The 14,869-nt window shown below is 73.7% G+C and carries 14 protein-coding genes, 1 tRNA gene, 1 other RNA gene and 1 pseudogene; 10 read left to right on the top strand and 7 right to left on the bottom strand.

All coding sequences use genetic code 11. The features are described from left to right. Nucleotides 1-519, top strand: a 519-nt coding sequence (locus DVA66_RS07985) for an NmrA family NAD(P)-binding protein (protein WP_114559597.1), incomplete at its 5' end; no start/stop codon positions are given. Here DVA66_RS07985 and DVA66_RS07980 read toward each other — a convergent pair. Further along, a complete protein-coding gene (locus DVA66_RS07980; RefSeq protein WP_114559596.1) occupies nucleotides 516-1,094 on the bottom strand; it encodes a TetR/AcrR family transcriptional regulator in 579 nt (192 codons plus the stop codon). The two genes, DVA66_RS07985 and DVA66_RS07980, sit on opposite strands and share 4 nt — an antisense overlap. 76 nt (nucleotides 1,095-1,170) lie before the next feature. Between DVA66_RS07980 and DVA66_RS07975 the strand changes: the two genes are divergently transcribed. Both DVA66_RS07975 and DVA66_RS07970 read left to right on the top strand, forming a co-directional pair. Beyond that, a complete protein-coding gene (locus DVA66_RS07975) occupies nucleotides 1,171-1,902 on the top strand; it encodes a class I SAM-dependent DNA methyltransferase (RefSeq protein ID WP_114559595.1) in 732 nt (243 codons plus the stop codon). 1 nt (nucleotide 1,903) lies between these two features. Then, on the top strand, nucleotides 1,904-2,365 hold the full coding sequence (locus DVA66_RS07970; protein ID WP_114559594.1) for an anthrone oxygenase family protein: 462 nt from the start codon (nucleotides 1,904-1,906) through the stop codon (nucleotides 2,363-2,365). Between the two features lie 147 nt (nucleotides 2,366-2,512). Here the strand turns inward: DVA66_RS07970 and DVA66_RS07965 are convergent, their stop codons facing one another. The 3 genes from DVA66_RS07965 to DVA66_RS20855 form a co-directional block, all read right to left on the bottom strand. Beyond that, nucleotides 2,513-3,892, bottom strand: coding sequence for a M14 family zinc carboxypeptidase (locus tag DVA66_RS07965; protein WP_114559593.1), 1,380 nt, complete (start codon nucleotides 3,890-3,892; stop codon nucleotides 2,513-2,515). 165 nt (nucleotides 3,893-4,057) lie between these two features. Next, entirely contained in the window at nucleotides 4,058-5,287 is a 1,230-nt protein-coding gene (locus tag DVA66_RS07960) for an endonuclease/exonuclease/phosphatase family protein (RefSeq protein WP_114559592.1), read from the bottom strand. Between the two features lie 64 nt (nucleotides 5,288-5,351). After that, entirely contained in the window at nucleotides 5,352-5,525 is a 174-nt protein-coding gene (locus tag DVA66_RS20855; RefSeq protein WP_157973902.1) for a hypothetical protein, read from the bottom strand. A 319-nt stretch (nucleotides 5,526-5,844) separates the two neighbouring features. On the opposite strand from DVA66_RS20855, the gene DVA66_RS07955 reads away from it, so the two are divergent. Together DVA66_RS07955 and DVA66_RS07950 are read left to right on the top strand one after the other, a co-directional pair. Then, nucleotides 5,845-6,663 carry a maleylpyruvate isomerase family mycothiol-dependent enzyme gene (locus DVA66_RS07955; RefSeq protein WP_232821837.1) on the top strand — a complete coding sequence of 273 codons (819 nt, stop codon included), beginning with the start codon at nucleotides 5,845-5,847 and terminating at the stop codon, nucleotides 6,661-6,663. 38 nt (nucleotides 6,664-6,701) lie between these two features. Further along, nucleotides 6,702-7,478: a putative protein N(5)-glutamine methyltransferase gene (locus DVA66_RS07950; protein ID WP_114559591.1), complete on the top strand. Its 777-nt coding sequence runs from the start codon at nucleotides 6,702-6,704 to the stop codon at nucleotides 7,476-7,478. Between the two features lie 68 nt (nucleotides 7,479-7,546). Here the strand turns inward: DVA66_RS07950 and DVA66_RS07945 are convergent. Continuing rightward, nucleotides 7,547-7,631 (bottom strand) — tRNA-Ser (locus DVA66_RS07945). Between the two features lie 139 nt (nucleotides 7,632-7,770). Here DVA66_RS07945 and DVA66_RS07940 point away from each other — a divergent pair. The 3 genes from DVA66_RS07940 (at nucleotide 7,771) to ffs (ending at nucleotide 11,043) form a co-directional block, all read left to right on the top strand. Then, on the top strand, nucleotides 7,771-9,372 hold the full coding sequence (locus DVA66_RS07940; protein WP_198671586.1) for an alpha/beta fold hydrolase: 1,602 nt from the start codon (nucleotides 7,771-7,773) through the stop codon (nucleotides 9,370-9,372). Between the two features lie 130 nt (nucleotides 9,373-9,502). Continuing rightward, on the top strand, nucleotides 9,503-10,843 hold the full coding sequence (aztD, locus tag DVA66_RS07935; protein WP_232821836.1) for a zinc metallochaperone AztD: 1,341 nt from the start codon (nucleotides 9,503-9,505) through the stop codon (nucleotides 10,841-10,843). A gap of 105 nt (nucleotides 10,844-10,948) precedes the next feature. Then, nucleotides 10,949-11,043, top strand: an RNA gene (gene ffs, locus DVA66_RS07925) — signal recognition particle sRNA small type. A gap of 20 nt (nucleotides 11,044-11,063) precedes the next feature. Here the strand turns inward: ffs and DVA66_RS07920 are convergent. Together DVA66_RS07920 and DVA66_RS07915 are read right to left on the bottom strand one after the other, a co-directional pair. Next, a complete protein-coding gene (locus tag DVA66_RS07920; RefSeq protein ID WP_114559589.1) occupies nucleotides 11,064-11,882 on the bottom strand; it encodes an ABC transporter permease in 819 nt (272 codons plus the stop codon). Then, nucleotides 11,879-12,745, bottom strand: a complete 867-nt coding sequence (locus DVA66_RS07915) for an ABC transporter ATP-binding protein (RefSeq protein WP_114559588.1) — start codon at nucleotides 12,743-12,745, stop codon at nucleotides 11,879-11,881. Before DVA66_RS07915 ends, DVA66_RS07920 begins: the two co-directional genes overlap by 4 nt. A 46-nt stretch (nucleotides 12,746-12,791) precedes the next feature. On the opposite strand from DVA66_RS07915, the gene DVA66_RS07910 reads away from it, so the two are divergent. Beyond that, a complete protein-coding gene (locus DVA66_RS07910) occupies nucleotides 12,792-13,556 on the top strand; it encodes a TetR/AcrR family transcriptional regulator (protein WP_157973901.1) in 765 nt (254 codons plus the stop codon). A gap of 78 nt (nucleotides 13,557-13,634) precedes the next feature. Then, a pseudogene (locus tag DVA66_RS07905) lies at nucleotides 13,635-14,869 on the top strand (DNA polymerase III subunit gamma and tau); the annotation flags it as partial.

The raw sequence follows: 14,869 nt of genomic DNA, 5'->3' as shown, positions 1-14,869 counted from the left end.
GACCGCGGCACCGGCATCCCGCACTTCGAGAGCAAGGGGCAGGTCGAGCAGCGGCTGGCCGCGGTGCTGCCGACGACCTTCCTGCGCCCCACCTTCTTCATGGAGAACCTCACCGGCCAGCTCGCCGCGGCCGACGGCGAGGAGCTCGTGCTGCGGCTGCCGCTGGCCGGCGACGTGCCGCTGCAGATGGTGGCGGTGCGCGACATCGGCACCGCGGCGGCGCGGCTGCTGGTCGACCCCGGGGCGGCCGGCGGCGACGCGGTGGAGATCGCCGGCGACGAGCTGACGATGGACGAGGCGGCTGCCCGGGTCGCCGCCGTGCGTGGACGGCCGGCCCGCTACGAGCCGCTGCCGCTGGACGTCCTCGGCGACGACGCGGACATGCGGGCGATGTTCGCCTGGTTCGCGTCGCCGCCGGCCTACCGGGCCGACCTCGAGGCCACCCGCCGGCTGGTGCCCGACGTCCGCGACCTCGGCACCTGGGTCGGCGAGCAGGTGGGCACGGGCGAGGCGCGCTAGGCGGGCGGCGGGTCGGACGGGTCGGCGGCGATCCCGCGCAGGAACACCGCGCGCTGCTCGGCCGCCGCCGCCGGCCAGTCCGGCACGTTCGACATCGGCTGGGCCAGCATCGCCCCGAAGCGGACCACCGTGCCGGCGTGCACGTCGGCACGGACCGTGCCGTCCTCGTGGCCGCGGGCCACGATCGCGGTCATCGTCTGGCGCATCCGCCCCCGCAGCTCCGCGGACTCGGTGCCCTCGGTCATCGGCGCGCCGTGCAGCGGCAGCACCAGCTGGTCGCGGTGCTCGAAGGTCTGGTGCAGGAAGCGGCTGACCGCGTCGTGGCCGGTGGTGCCGTGCTCCAGGGCGTCCTCGGCCTCGGCCAGGATCAGCCGGTAGGCCCGGACCGCCAGCGCCTCCAGCAGCGCCTCGCGGTTGGGGTAGCGGCGGTACAGGGTGCCGATCCCGACGCCGGCCTCGGCGGCGATCTGCTCCAGCGGGACGGTGCGGCCCTCGGCGAGCCCGGCCCGGGTGGCGGCGGCGAGCAGGCGCTCGGTGTTCGCCACCGCGTCCCTGCGCGGTCTCCGACCCGTCATGGGTCCGTGAGCCTACGCCCGGGCGGCGTCCCGGAAAGCGGTGGCCGACCGGGTGCGACGGTGGGAGAGTCGAACCGTGCTGCCGAACTACTTCGACGAACCGGTCGCGGCCCGCTACGACGACTCCGACGACGGGCCGTTCGACCCCGCCGTGGTCGAGCGGACGGTCGACGTGCTGGCCGAGCTGGCCGACGGACGTCCCGCGCTGGAGCTGGCCATCGGCACCGGCCGGGTCGGGTTGCCGTTGAGCCGCCGCGGAGTGGCCGTGTCCGGGATCGAGCTCTCAGAGGCCATGCTGGCGCGGCTGCGTGCCAAGCCGGGAGGGGCCGACATCCCGGTGGCCGTCGGGGACATGGCCGAGGTGCGGGTGCCGGGGGAGTTCGGGCTGGTCTACCTGGTCTTCAACACGATCGGCAACCTCACCACCCAGGACGCCCAGGTGCGCTGCTTCGAGAACGCCGCCGCCCACCTGGCCCCGGGCGGGCTGTTCCTCGTCGAGGTGGGGGTGCCGAGCCTGCAGCGGCTGCCGGTCGGTGAGCGCTACGTCGTCTTCCAGCACGGCGACGACCACGTCGGCATCGACGAGTACGACGTCGTCAGCCAGTGGATGGCGTCCCACCACTACCTCCGCGGCGAGGGGGACCGGTGGACGCGCTCGTCCGGACCCTTCCGCTACGTGTGGCCGTCCGAGCTCGACCTGATGGCCCGGATCGCCGGCATGGTGCCGCTGCACCGCTGGGCCGACTGGGACCGCTCGGAGTTCACCGCCACGAGCCCCTCCCACGTCTCGGTCTGGCAGAAGGCCTGACGTGCTCTGGGAGCTGCTGGTGCTGCTGACCGCGGTCGCGGCCGCACTGGTCGGCGGGGTGTTCTTCGCCTTCTCCGGTTTCGTGATGGCCGGTCTGGCCCGCACCCCCGACGAGGTCGGCGCCGCCGCGATGGCCGCCATCAACGTCACCGCGGTCCGCCCGCCGCTGATGCTGGCGCTGTTCGGCACCGCGCTGGCCTGCCTGGTGCTGCTGGTGCGCGGGGTGCTGGACGGGTCGGGCTGGCTGGTCGCCGGCGCACTGGTCTACCTCGCCGGCTGCGTCGTCGTCACCGCGGCCGGCAACGTCCCGCTCAACAACCGGCTGATGGCCGCGGTGGACGCCGGCACCGACGTCGCTGCCACCTGGCGGCACTACCTGCGCCGCTGGACCGCCCTCAACCACCTGCGCAGCGTCGCCGGCGTGGCCGCCGCCGTCCTGCTCCTGGTGCCCACCCTCACCTGACAGGCCTGGCGCCCACCCGCCTGCCGCCGTCCACCCACCCACGCCCCACCCCTGACGCGGTTCGAGGTGATACCGCGCGCCGGAGAGCGCGGTATCACCTCGAACCAGCGGAAAGGTAGCGGTGGGAGGGCAGCGGCAGGCCGGGTGTCAGCCGGCCTTGCGCTGCTCGGCCAGGACGCGGGCGTCCTCGTCCTCGTCCTCGGCGCTGCCGATGCTCGGCCCGCGCGGCGGGATGGCGTCGTACTCGTCCGGGTCGAGCCGGTCGACCTGGCCCGAGGCGATCGAGGAGAGCATCCCGTCCAGGCCGACGTAGACGGCCCGGGTCAGCACCGCACGGTACTGCTGGCCGAGCGTCTGGGTCTGCCCCCGCACCTCGAACAGCACCGCACCGCTGCCGTTGAGGGCGAACGAGCCGAGTGCGGTGCCCGGCAGGTCGATGTCCTGCGGGTAGAGGGTGATGTTGCCGAACAGCGGGCGCTCCGCGGCCTTGGCCTGCAGGGCCCGGTTGACCGCGACGTTGAGCTGCTTGGAGTAGTCGAGGTCGTAGTCGTCGGCGTACTCGGCGTAGTCGGGCTTGGTGGCGGGGTCGGCCACGAACTTGCCCGAGATCGACATCGTCACGAACTCGTCGGGGTCGTCGGGCATCACGTAGCAGGCGCCCTGGTGGTGCAGGTCGACGTAGGTGTCGACCTCGCCGAACTCCATCGTCAGGCCCTGGTAGAGGTCGCGGATGGTGCGCGCCTCGGGGGTGATGTACCAGCCGGTGTCGGCCGAGGTGCCCGGGAAGTCGTCGGGGTCGGGGACGTAGCCGAGGTCGGGGTTGAAGTCGCGGTTGGTGTCGAAGCCCGGCGCGGAGCCGTAGTCGTCACCGGTGCGCGGCTCGTCGTAGTAGTTCCAGGCCGGGTCGCTGCCGCGCAGCTGCGGGAAGCGGGCCTGCACCTCGGCCCAGGTCTGGTCGTTGCCGCGGCGGTCGAGCTCGGCGCCGTCGGGGTTCATCTTCGGCACCGCGACGATGGTCAGCTCCGAGCGCCACTGGCGGGCCTTGCGGTTGTCGCTGGTGCCGACCCAGTCGAGCAGGTCGAGGATGGCGTCGGTGCCGGTCTTCTCGTTGCCGTGGATCTCGCTGACGAGCATGACGACCTTGTCACCCTCGCCGACCCGGGCCGACCAGATCTCGCGGCCGCGGTTGCTGCGGCCGATCTCCTCCACGTCGACGCGGCCCTCGCTGACCCGCTCGATGCGGTCCAGCTCGACGCCGAGCTCGCGGTGGTCGGTGAACTCGTTGACAGGCAGCTCGCGCGGCTCGTCGCTGCAGGTCGGGGCGGCGGCGACGAACTGGCGGTCGGTGGGCTGGGCCTCGTCGAGCTTGGACGAGGACGCCGGGGCGGTGGCGAGGTCCTCGGCGGGGACCGCGGTGGCGGTCGGGCCGAGTGCGGAGCCGGCCAGCAGGGCGAGACCGGCAAGCCCGGCCGCGGGGGCGATCAGACGCCGGCGTCGTGCGGGGACGCCGGCAGAGGGGTGGGTCATGGGAGCTCCTGGGGGTGCAGGGGTGTGACCGCCGCACCGTCGCGGCGGTCCTCCCCTCCTACCAGACCCAACCGACGACCCGCCAGAGCCACCCGCCTCCCGGTTCGAGGTGATCCCGCCTCCCAGGGACGCCGGTATCACCTCGAACCGGCGGGGGAGGGAGGGTCAGACGCGCAGGTCGACCCAGACCAGGCGGTGGTCCGACGACGGGAACGGGAAGGTGCCGGTCAGCCGCGACAGCGGGTCGTCCGAGGTCGGCCAGAACACCCCGGAGTCGCGGATCCGCAGGTCCCGGCTGGGCAGCACGTAGTCGACGCGGATGTTGCCCGGCGGCTCGGCGAAGTCGGCGGTGTCCTGGGCCGGCGGGGCGACGTGCTCGTCGTTCGGCCCGCCCTGCAGCTCGCTCGCCTCGACCGCGCCCTCGCTGGTGGGCGTCCGGCTGGGGTTGATCCGCGGGTGGTCGAGCAGCTGGTCGGCCGCCCCGGGCACGGAGTCGCCGTCCAGCGGGTCGGCGTTCTGGTCGCCGGCGATGACGAAGGACGAGCCCGCGCGCAGCCCGCCGCGGCGTCCCTGGTCGTCGTAGATGTAGGCCGAGCCGCGCAGCCCGGACACGTAGTCGGCCCAGAAGCGGATCTCGTCGGCGTTGCGGCGGCCGTTGCGGTCCTCCGGGCCGTCGAAGGTGGGCGGGGTGGGGTGGCTGGTGAGGAGGTGCACCGTCCGTCCGTCGACCTGGACCGGGACGTCCCAGTGCGACTTGCTCGACAGCGGCAGGGAGGCCAGCTCCTCCTCGCTGTACCAGTCGGCCGGCTCCGGGGTGGCGGGGTCGTCGGGCAGCAGCGCGCCCGGCATGTCGGCCCAGCGGAAGCCCTGGAAGGTGCGGACGTCCCCGGTGGCGATCGGGTGCATCGAGTAGACGACCATCCCGTACTGGCCGGGGAACAGCCCGAAACCCCAGGCGTCGTCGCCCCCGCCGACGCTGCCGTCGTTGTTGAGGTCGAACCCGCTCGGCACGCCGGTGTTGACCGGGGCGGTGAAGGAGTAGGGGTAGTCGATCGGATCCGCACCGTTCTGGCCGCGGCCGAGGTAGTTCTCGGCGAACAGCTCCACCGAGCGGCCCTCGGCGTCGAAGTCGAACTCCTGCAGCACGATGACCTCGGGGCGGGTGCGCTGGACGATCTCGGCGATGGTGCGGGCCTGCGCGTTGTCGGGCGTGGAGAGGTCGGACTGCAGCTGGCCGAGGGCGCCCCGGTTGAGCGAGGCGTTGAAGGTGGCGAAGCGGACGGCGTCGGCGCCCGGTGCGGCGGCGGCCGGCGCGCCGGGGCCGGTGACGGTGGTACCGGCGGCGATCAGGCCGGCGACGACGGCGGTGGCAGTGAGCCGGGGGAGGAACGACATGACCCCGAGCCTGTCACTGGCTCGGGGTCGTGTCGTGGGCGGCGGGTGAACGGTGGGTGACGTCTCACACCACCGGCTCCAGGCCGGCGGGTGCGATCCACCGGGCCAGCCGGACCCGGACGGTGCGCAGGTGCGGCTCGCGCGGCTTGCGCAGGGCGTCGAGCTGGGCGTGGCGCTCGGCGGCGCGACGGCTCAGCTCGAGCTGGTCGACGACGGGGATGGGCTCGTACGGGTACATGGCAGGTCCTCACAGGGTGTGTGATCAGGTGCGGGGCAGGCGTCGTCGACGGATGTCGGACGACGGCGGACGCGGGGTGTGCGCCCGGGGCGCGGACTCGGGACGGCTCAGCGGAGCGGTCGGACGAGGCCGGTCGACGGATCGCGGAACACATCGCTCCCGCCCGTTGCGGTGAAGGTGAAGATCATCGGTACCGACCTCCTTCCTGGTCTCGGCGCCCCGCTGCTCGCGAGGACGAGGAGGACGCTACCGAGACCGCGCGACGGGCGGCAACGGGTTTTCCGGGGCACTGGAGCGAGGGCCGTCTAGGGTGCTGGCCATGACTGCCACGCTGACGGTGGAGCGCTACCTGGACGCGCTGCGACAGGGTGTCGACCGGCTGATCGAGCACGCGGTCGCCGCCGGTCCCGGCGCCGACGTGCCCACCTGCCCGGGGTGGACGGTGCGGGATCTGGTGGCCCACCTCGGCATGGTGCAGCGCTGGGCGACGGCGCACGTCACCGCCACCCTGGACGGCTTCGACGACGCCCTGGTCGAGGACGAGGGCGCGCGCTCCGACGACGCGCTGGGCTGGCTGCGGGAGGGCGCCGACGCACTGGTGGCCGCGCTGGAGGCGGCACCGGACGACCTGCAGGCCGAGTTCTTCCTCACCGACGCGCCGCCGCCGCGGGTGGCGTGGGCCCGTCGGCAGGCGCACGAGGCGACCGTGCACGCGGTGGACGTCCTCAGCGCCTCCCTCGGCCGGGTGCCGCATGCCGCGGAGACGCCGATCCCGGCCGACCTGGCCACCGACGGGATCGACGAGCTGCTGGCCGGGTTCCTGCCCCGTCCGCGGACCCGGCTGCGGCTGGACCAGCCGCTGGTGCTGGAGGTCTCGACCACCGACACCGACAGCGCCTGGACCGTCCACCTCGGGCCCGACGTCCCGCGGACCACCCACCAGAAGGCCGGGGACGGGCCGGACACCCGCCTCACCGGGGAGGCGGTCGCGGTCTACCTCGGGCTGTGGAACCGCGGGGAGGAGCTGCGCACCGACGGCGTGGACGTGCTGGAGGAGTGGCGGGCCGAGATGCGGGTGAGCTGGGGACGTCCGCGGGTGGCCGAGACCGCCGGGCTGCCGCCGTCCCCGCCGACCTGAGCCGGCGCACGGCGGACGGCAGCGGGCAGGATCGGGGCGTGACGTCCTCCGCCGATCTGGACACGCTCGTGCAGCGGCTGCGCGCGGCCGGGTGCGTGTTCGCCGAGGAGGAGGCCGACGTGCTGCTGGCCTCGGCCGGCGACGGTGCCGAGCTCGAGCGGATGGTCGCCGCCCGGGTGACCGGGGTGCCGCTGGAGCACGTGGTGGGCTGGGCCTCCTTCGCCGGGGTGCGGGTGCCGGTCCGGCCGGGGGTGTTCGTGCCGCGCCGTCGCACCGAGCACCTGCTCGCCGTCGCGGTCGGGCTGACCCGGCCGGGTGAGCTGGTGGTCGACCTGTGCTGCGGGTCCGGGGCGATCGCGCTGGCCCTGCACGCCGCCGTCCCCGACCTCCGGCTGCACGCCAGCGACCTGCAGCCCGAGGCGGTCGCCTGCGCCTCGGACACCCTCGCCGGGATCGCCGCGGTGCACGCCGGGGACCTGTTCGACGCACTGCCGGCCGAGCTGCGCGGACGGGTCGACGTGGTGGTGGCGAACGTGCCCTACGTGCCGACCGCGGCGGTCCCGCTGCTGCCGCGGGACGCCCGCGAGCACGTCGCGCCGATGACCGTGGACGGCGGTGCGGACGGGCTGGCGGTGCTGCGCCGGGTGGCGGCGGAGGCCCGGAACTGGCTGGCACCCGGCGGTCGGCTGCTCAGCGAGGTGGCCGAGGACCAGGTGCCGGCCGCGCTCACCGTGCTGGAGACGTCCGGGCTGCGGGCCCGGGTCTGCCAGGACGAGGAGCTGGACGCCTCCGTGGTGGTGGGCCGCTCCGGCTGAGCCGGGCGCCCAGGGCCGGGACGCCAGACGCCGCCCGGGCTCGATGAGCCGGGCGGCGTCCGGTGCGGCGGAGGATGGGGGATTCGAACCCCCGAGGGCTTGCACCCAACCCGCTTTCCAAGCGAGCGCCATAGGCCACTAGGCGAATCCTCCGCCGGGCATCGTACGCGACTCCGCGGGCCCGGGCCAATCGTCGCCGACGGTGATGGCGGTGGGGCACGGGACGGGGAAGCCCTTGCCTTCGCCGGGCGAGGGTTGACCCGGTCCCGGGGACACACGGTGCGCTGTCTCCATGATGCTCACCCGACGGTGGACCTCCCCGTCCCGACGCCACCGCGCCCGGGCGTTCTGCCTGGGCGCCCTCAGCCTCGCCGTGCTGGCCCTCGGCGCGTGCACGCCGACCTCTCCTCCCGCCACGCCGGGGCCGGGCGAGGACGACCTCACCACCTTCTACGACCAGGAGCTCACCTTCGGGTCCTGCGTCGACTACGCGACCTCACCCTCGGAGGAGCCGGCCCTCGCCATCGAGGCCTTCGAGTGCGCACGCCTGCAGGTGCCCCTCGACTACGACGACCCGCAGGGCGAGCGGATGCAGATCGCCGTCCTCCGCGTGCAGGCCCAGGGTGACCCCGCCGAACGCATCGGGTCCCTCGTCATCAACCCCGGCGGACCCGGGGGCAGCGGTGTCTTCATCGGCGCGCTGGCGAGCACCGGGCTGGCCGGTACGCCGCTGCTGCAGCGTTTCGACTTCGTCTCCTTCGACCCGCGCGGGGTCGCCGCCTCGCTCCCCGCGATCGACTGCTACACCGACGAGCAGAAGGACCTCGGCGAGGCGAAGCCGACGCTGCTCGGCGCCTCGGGGTCGTGGACCGAGCAGGACACCGCGGCCTTCGTCGAGCGCTGCGCGGAGGGCTCGGGCGGGGCGCAGGTGCTGGGTGCCGTCGGCACCCGCGACGTCGCCCGCGACATGGACGTGCTGCGCGCCGCGCTGGGGGATGAGCAGCTCACCTTCGCCGGTCAGAGCTACGGCACCCGTCTCGGCTCCGTCTACGCCGAGCAGTTCCCGCAGAACGTCCGGGCCATGGTGCTCGACGGCGCCTTCGACCCGCGGCAGACCAACGCCGAGCGACGTCTCGACCTGCACCGTTCCTTCCAGCGGTCGTTCGACCAGATGGCCGCCTTCTGCGCCCAGCAGCAGGACTGCCCGTTGGGGGAGGACCCGGCCCGGGCGAACCAGGTGTTCCAGGACCTCGTGCAGCCGCTGGTCGACCAGCCGGTCCCGGCCGGCGAGGGCCGCACGGCCGACTTCGGCCAGGTCACGGGAGGGGTGGGCTCGGGTCTGTACGACGCCGCCAACTGGCCCGCCATCATCAGCGGCATCACCCAGCTGCGGGACGAGGGCCGCGCCGACGAGCTGCTCACCCTCAACGACAACCTGCTCGGGCGTCGCCCGGACGGCACCTGGAGCAACTACCTCGACGCCACCTACGCCATCGGCTGCATGGACCAGGAACGCCAGACGCCTGAGCAGGAGGCAGCACTGCGCGCCGAGCTGGCCGAGGTCAGCCCCTTCCTCGACCCGGGGCAGGACGTCGCCGCCGGCACCCGGGACGCCTGCGAGCACTGGCCGGCCGAGCCCACCCTCGAGCCGCCGTACGCGCAGGACGTGGAGGGCCTGCCGGCCACCCTGGTCATCTCGATCACCGGCGACCCGTCCACGCCCTACGACGCCGGGCTGGGCCTGGCCGACTCGCTCGGATCCGGCCTGCTGACGGTGGAGGGGGAGCGGCACACCGTGGCGCTGGAGCGGCTGAGCCCCTGCGTCAACGACATCGTGGACCGCTACCTCATCGACCTGGAGCCGGTCGCCGAGGGCGCCACCTGCACGCTCTGACCGCCGGCCGGCCGGGTGCGTCCGCCCTCACGGCGCACCCGGCCGCGCCGCGCCGACGACGGGCTTGGCGGGTCGCCCGATCATGGCCTACGTTACCGATAACGATTCTCAGTCTGATTGGAGCGTGACCATGACCGACCGACGGGCCCTGCTGGCAGGGCTGGGCGTCGCGGGCCTGCTGACGGTGACCGCCTGCGGTACCGGGAGCGAGCCCACCGCTGCGCCGGAGCCGAGCGCGGAGACGTCCACCGCACGCACCGAGGTGACCGGCACCCGGCTCGCCGTCAGCTACGACGGCGGTGTGATGGTGCTCGACCAGGACACCCTCGAGCCGGTGGCCGACATCCCGATGGAGGGCTTCCTGCGGCTCAACCCCGCCGGTGACCAGCGCCACGTCCTGGTCTCCACCAGCGAGGGCTTCCAGGTGCTCGACACCGGCGTGGAGGTGCAGGGCCACGGCGACCACAACCACTACTACGACAGCGGCGCGACGCTGACCGACGTCGTGCACCCCGCCCCCGAGCCGGGGCACGTGGTCCGGCACGCCGGGAAGGTGGCACTGTTCAGCGACGGCGCCGGGACGGTCGCCCTGCTCGCCCCCGAGGAGGTCGCCGCCGGGCCGGCCGAGCCCACCTGGACCGCCCCGAGCCCGCACCACGGCGTCGCGGTCCCGCTCGAGGACGGCGGCATGGTGGTCAGTGTCGGCACCGAGGAGGAGCGCACCGGCGCCGCCGCCCTGGACGCCAGCCTCACCGACGTCACCCGCAGCGACGAGTGCCCCGGGCTGCACGGCGAGGCCACCGCGGGCAACGGCGCGGTGCTGCTCGGCTGCAACGACGGCGTCCTGCTCTACAAGGACGGCTCCTTCACCAAGGTGCCCAGCCCCGACGAGTACGGCCGGATCGGCAACCAGGCCGGCTCGGAGCACTCCGACGTCATCCTCGGCGACTACAAGTCCGACCCGGACGCCGAGCTCGAGCGCCCGACCCGGGTCTCGCTGACCGACACCGAGACGGGTGAGCTGCGGCTGGTCGACCTGCCGGCCAGCTACTCCTTCCGCTCCCTGGGTCGCGGTCCCGAGGGTGAGGCCCTGGTGCTGGGCACCGACGGGAAGCTGCACGTGATCGACCCCGACTCCGGTGAGATCACGAGCTCGATCCAGGTGACCGAGGAGTGGCAGGAGCCGCTGCAGTGGCAGCAGCCGCGTCCGACCCTGGCCGTCGAGGGGGAGATCGCCTACGTGACCGAGCCCGAGACCAGCGAGCTGCATGCCGTGTACCTGCCCACCGGCGAGGTCGTCGACACCGCGACCCTCCCGCACGAGCCGAACGAGATCACCGGCGTGGGCGAGGCCGTGGCGGCTGAGCACGACCACGAGCACGCCGAGGGCGACGAGCACGCGCACGAGGGCGAGGAGCACGCGCACGAGGGCGAGGAGCACGCCGCCGAGGGCGAGGAGCACGGCGAGTAGGCCCGGGCCCGAACGCCCGTCCGAGACGCGCAGCAGCCACCGGCACCCCGCCGGTGGCTGCTGTCGTGCGTTGGGCTGCAGGCCCGGGGGCCGGTATGCTGCTCGGCAGCCCCCCGTGCGGCGTTATCTCGCCCAACTCCCCCAGGGCCGGAAGGCAGCAAGGGTAAGTGAGCTCTGTCGGGTGCGCGGGGGGCCCTTCCGTGCCGCGACACCGACCGGCTCAGTGCACGAGCCTCGAGCGGGTCCGCGGGAACCGCCAGGCCGTCAGCACGAGCGCCACCGCCAGCACCCCGAGCGGCCACAGCACCGCCGCCACGGCGTCCCCGCCCGGTGAGACGCCGGCCAGCAGCGCCCGGATCGACTCCGTCAGCGGTGTGATCGGCTGGTGCTCGGCGAACACCCGCAACCACGACGGCATCGTCGCCACCGGCACGAACGCGCTGGAGGCGTAGGGCAGGAACAGCAGGATGAAGCCGTACCCGCTGGCCGCCTCGGCCGAGCCGGCGACCAGTCCGAGGAAGGCGAACAGCGCGGTGATGGCGAGGATCCACAGCGCGACCAGTCCGACCGCGGCCAGCCACTCCACCGGTCCGGCCGCGGGTCGGAACCCGAGCAGCACCCCGACGAGGATCACCACGGCGGTGCTGAAGAGGTTGCGCAGCAGGCTGGCGACGGTGTGCCCGACCAGCAGCGCCACCCCGGGCACCGGCATGGTGCGCACCCGGTCGATGGTGCCGGTGGTCATGTCGCGGCTGACCGCGACCGCCGTGGTGGCGGCCCCGTAGCCCGCGCAGAGCAGGATGATGCCCGGCGTCACGTAGTCGATGTAGGCACGGCTGTCGCCGCCGATCGCCCCGCCGAAGACGAAGGTGAACACCAGCATCAGCAGCGTGGGCAGGGCGATGCCCATCAGCAGCGCCTCGGGGTCGCGCAGGCTGTGCCGCAGGCTGCGTCCGACGAAGACGGTGAACGGCGTGAGGACGCCGGGGCGGACCGGCGGTGTGGTGGCGAGCGGCTCGCGCACGGCGACGGTGGTCATGCGGCGTCCTTCCCGGTGAGCTGGAGGACGACCTCGTCCAGGGTGGGGCGACGCACCTGCACCCGGGCGGTCCCCGGCAGCGAGCGCAGCACCGAGGCGACGTGCCCGGCGGTCCCGTCGGTGCTGAGGGCGCCCGAGGGCTGGCCGTGCTCGTCCAGCACCTCGACGACGTCGCCGCCGGCGCCGGCCTTGAGCTCGGCGGCGGTGCCCTCGGCGACCAGGCGTCCGGAGTCCAGCACGGCGATCCGGTCGGCCAGGGCGTCGGCCTCCTCCAGGTACTGGGTGGTGAGCAGCACCGCCGTGCCGTCGTCGGCCAGTCGGCGCACCTGCTCCCACAGCGCGCGCCGACTGCGCGGGTCGAGGCCGGTGGTGGGCTCGTCCAGCAGCAGCACCCGGGGAGCGCGGACGAGGCTCATCGCCAGGTCGAGCCGGCGGCGCATCCCGCCGGAGTAGGTGCCGGCCCGCCGCCGGGCGGCATCGGCCAGGTCGAACTGATCCAGCAGCTCACCGGCGCGCCGACGGGCGTCCAGCCGGCTGAGACCGAGCAGGCGGCCGACCATCACCAGGTTCTCGGTGCCGCTCAGCATGCCGTCGACGGCGGTGTGCTGACCGGTCAGGCCGAGGAGCTGCTGGACGGTCCGCCGCTCGCGGACGACGTCGTGGCCGAGCACGGTCAGGCGGCCGCCGTCCAGGTGCTCCAGCGTGCTGACGATGCGGATCAGGGTGGTCTTGCCAGCGCCGTTGGGCCCGAGCAGGGCGGTGATGCCCGGCCCGATCCGCCAGCTGACGCCGTCGAGGACGGTGTGCGCGCCGAAGCGCTTGGTGACGTCGTCGAGGACGAGCACCTCATCTGTGTAGGTCATACGCTGAGTGTCACATACACAGATTACGTTGTACACAGTCTGTAGGGTGGTCCCTGTGCCGGACACCGTCGAACCAGGGTTGCCCCGGGTGGTCGCCATCGCCTGGGGGATGGCCGTCGCCCCCAGCCGCGGCCCGCGCCGGGAGCTGAGCCACGAGAAGATCGTCGAGGCGGGCATCGAGATCGCCGACCGCGACGGGCTGGCGGCGGTGACGATGCAGCGGGTGGCCGAGTCGCTGGGGTTCACCACGATGGCGCTGTACCGCTACGTCTCGACCAAGCACGAGCTGCTCGACCTGATGCGCGACGCGGCCATCGCCGTCCCGCCGCGCAAGAAGCTGCCACAGCCCTGGCGCGAGGCGCTGCGGGCGTGGTGCCAGGTGATGCGCGAGTGCTACCGGGCCCACCCCTGGGTGCTGGCGATCCCCCGCCGGCAGGAGGTGCTGCTGATGCCGAACGCGGTGGCCCTGGTCGACCTGGGGCTGCAGGCGATGGCGGAGCTGGCCCTGGACGAGGAGCAGAAGATGGCCGCCGTGCTGACCCTCAGCACCTACGTCGGGGCGATGGTCGGGCTGGAGCGTGAGCTGGCCGTCGAGCCGGACGCCGAGTACACCGCGGAGGCCTTCGCGGCGCTCGGTGAGGTGATCACCCCCGAGCGCTTCCCCGCGCTGCGGTCGATGCTGCTGGCGGGGGAGTACATCGGCGGTCCACCGTCGCCGGAGCAGGGCCTGGACACGGAGCTGGAGTTCGGCCTGGAGCGGATCCTGGACGGTCTGGAGCGGCTCGACCGGGAGCTCCGGGGGTCGTCCTGAGGTCGGCGTCCGGACCGGGTGGAACTGTCGGCGTCCGGGCATAGGGTGGCCGTCGTGAGTGAAGAGGTGGCAGCCCCGGACGTGCCGACGCCGCCGCTGGCGCTGTACCGGCGCTACCGGCCCGACACCTTCGCCCAGGTCATCGGGCAGGACCACGTCACCGAGCCGCTGCAACGCGCCCTGGTCAACAACCGGGTCAACCACGCCTACCTGTTCTCCGGCCCGCGCGGCTGCGGCAAGACCACCTCCGCGCGCATCCTCGCCCGGGCGCTCAACTGCGAGCAGGGCCCGACGCCGACGCCGTGCGGGCAGTGCCAGTCCTGCCGCGACCTGGCCCGCGGCGGGCCGGGCAGCATCGACGTGATCGAGATCGACGCGGCCAGCCACGGCGGGGTGGACGACGCCCGCGACCTGCGCGAGCGGGCGTTCTACGCCCCGGTCAGCAGCCGCTACAAGGTCTACATCGTCGACGAGGCGCACATGGTGACCACGGCGGGCTTCAACGCCCTGCTCAAGCTGGTCGAGGAGCCGCCGCCGCACGTCAAGTTCATCTTCGCCACCACCGAGCCGGACAAGGTCATCGGCACCATCCGCTCGCGCACCCACCACTACCCGTTCCGGCTGGTGCCGCCGAAGGTGCTCGGTGGCTACCTCGCCCAGCTGTGCGAGGCCGAGGGGATCGCCGTCGAGCCCGCGGTGCTGCCGCTGGTGGTGCGGGCCGGCGGCGGGTCGGTGCGCGACTCGCTCTCGGTTCTCGACCAGCTGCTGGGCGGGGCGGGGGAGCAGGGCGTCAGCTACCTGCAGGCCGCCGCGCTGCTCGGCTACACCCCGGACTCGCTGCTGGACGAGATGTTGGACGCCTTCGCCGCCGGTGATGCGGCCAGCGTCTTCGCCGCGGTCGACAAGGTGATCGAGGTCGGGCAGGATCCGCGCCGCTTCGCCGAGGACCTGCTGCGCCGGCTGCGCGACCTCGTCATCGTCAACGCCGTGCCGGACGCCGTCTCCTCCGGTCTGGTCGAGGCCGCCGACGACCAGGCCGAACGCCTGCAGAACCAGGCCGCCGCGCTCGGCCCGGGCGAGCTGGCCCGGGCGGCCGAGGTGGTGGCCTCCGGCCTGACCGAGATGCGGGGCACCACCGCCCCGCGGCTGCACCTGGAGCTGATGTGCGCCCGGGTGCTGCTCCCCGGCGCCGACGTCGACGGCCGCGGTCTGCACGCCCGCCTGGAGCGCCTCGAGCGCCGGGTCGGCATGGACGTCGCCGACCACCTCGGCCACACCGGGGCCGCCCGCTCCACCCGCCCAGACCCCGACCC

This window comes from Desertihabitans aurantiacus (genome assembly GCF_003344635.1).
GTDB classification, from domain to species: domain Bacteria; phylum Actinomycetota; class Actinomycetes; order Propionibacteriales; family Propionibacteriaceae; genus Desertihabitans; species Desertihabitans aurantiacus.
This window is presented reverse-complemented; position numbering and strand designations above follow the sequence as displayed.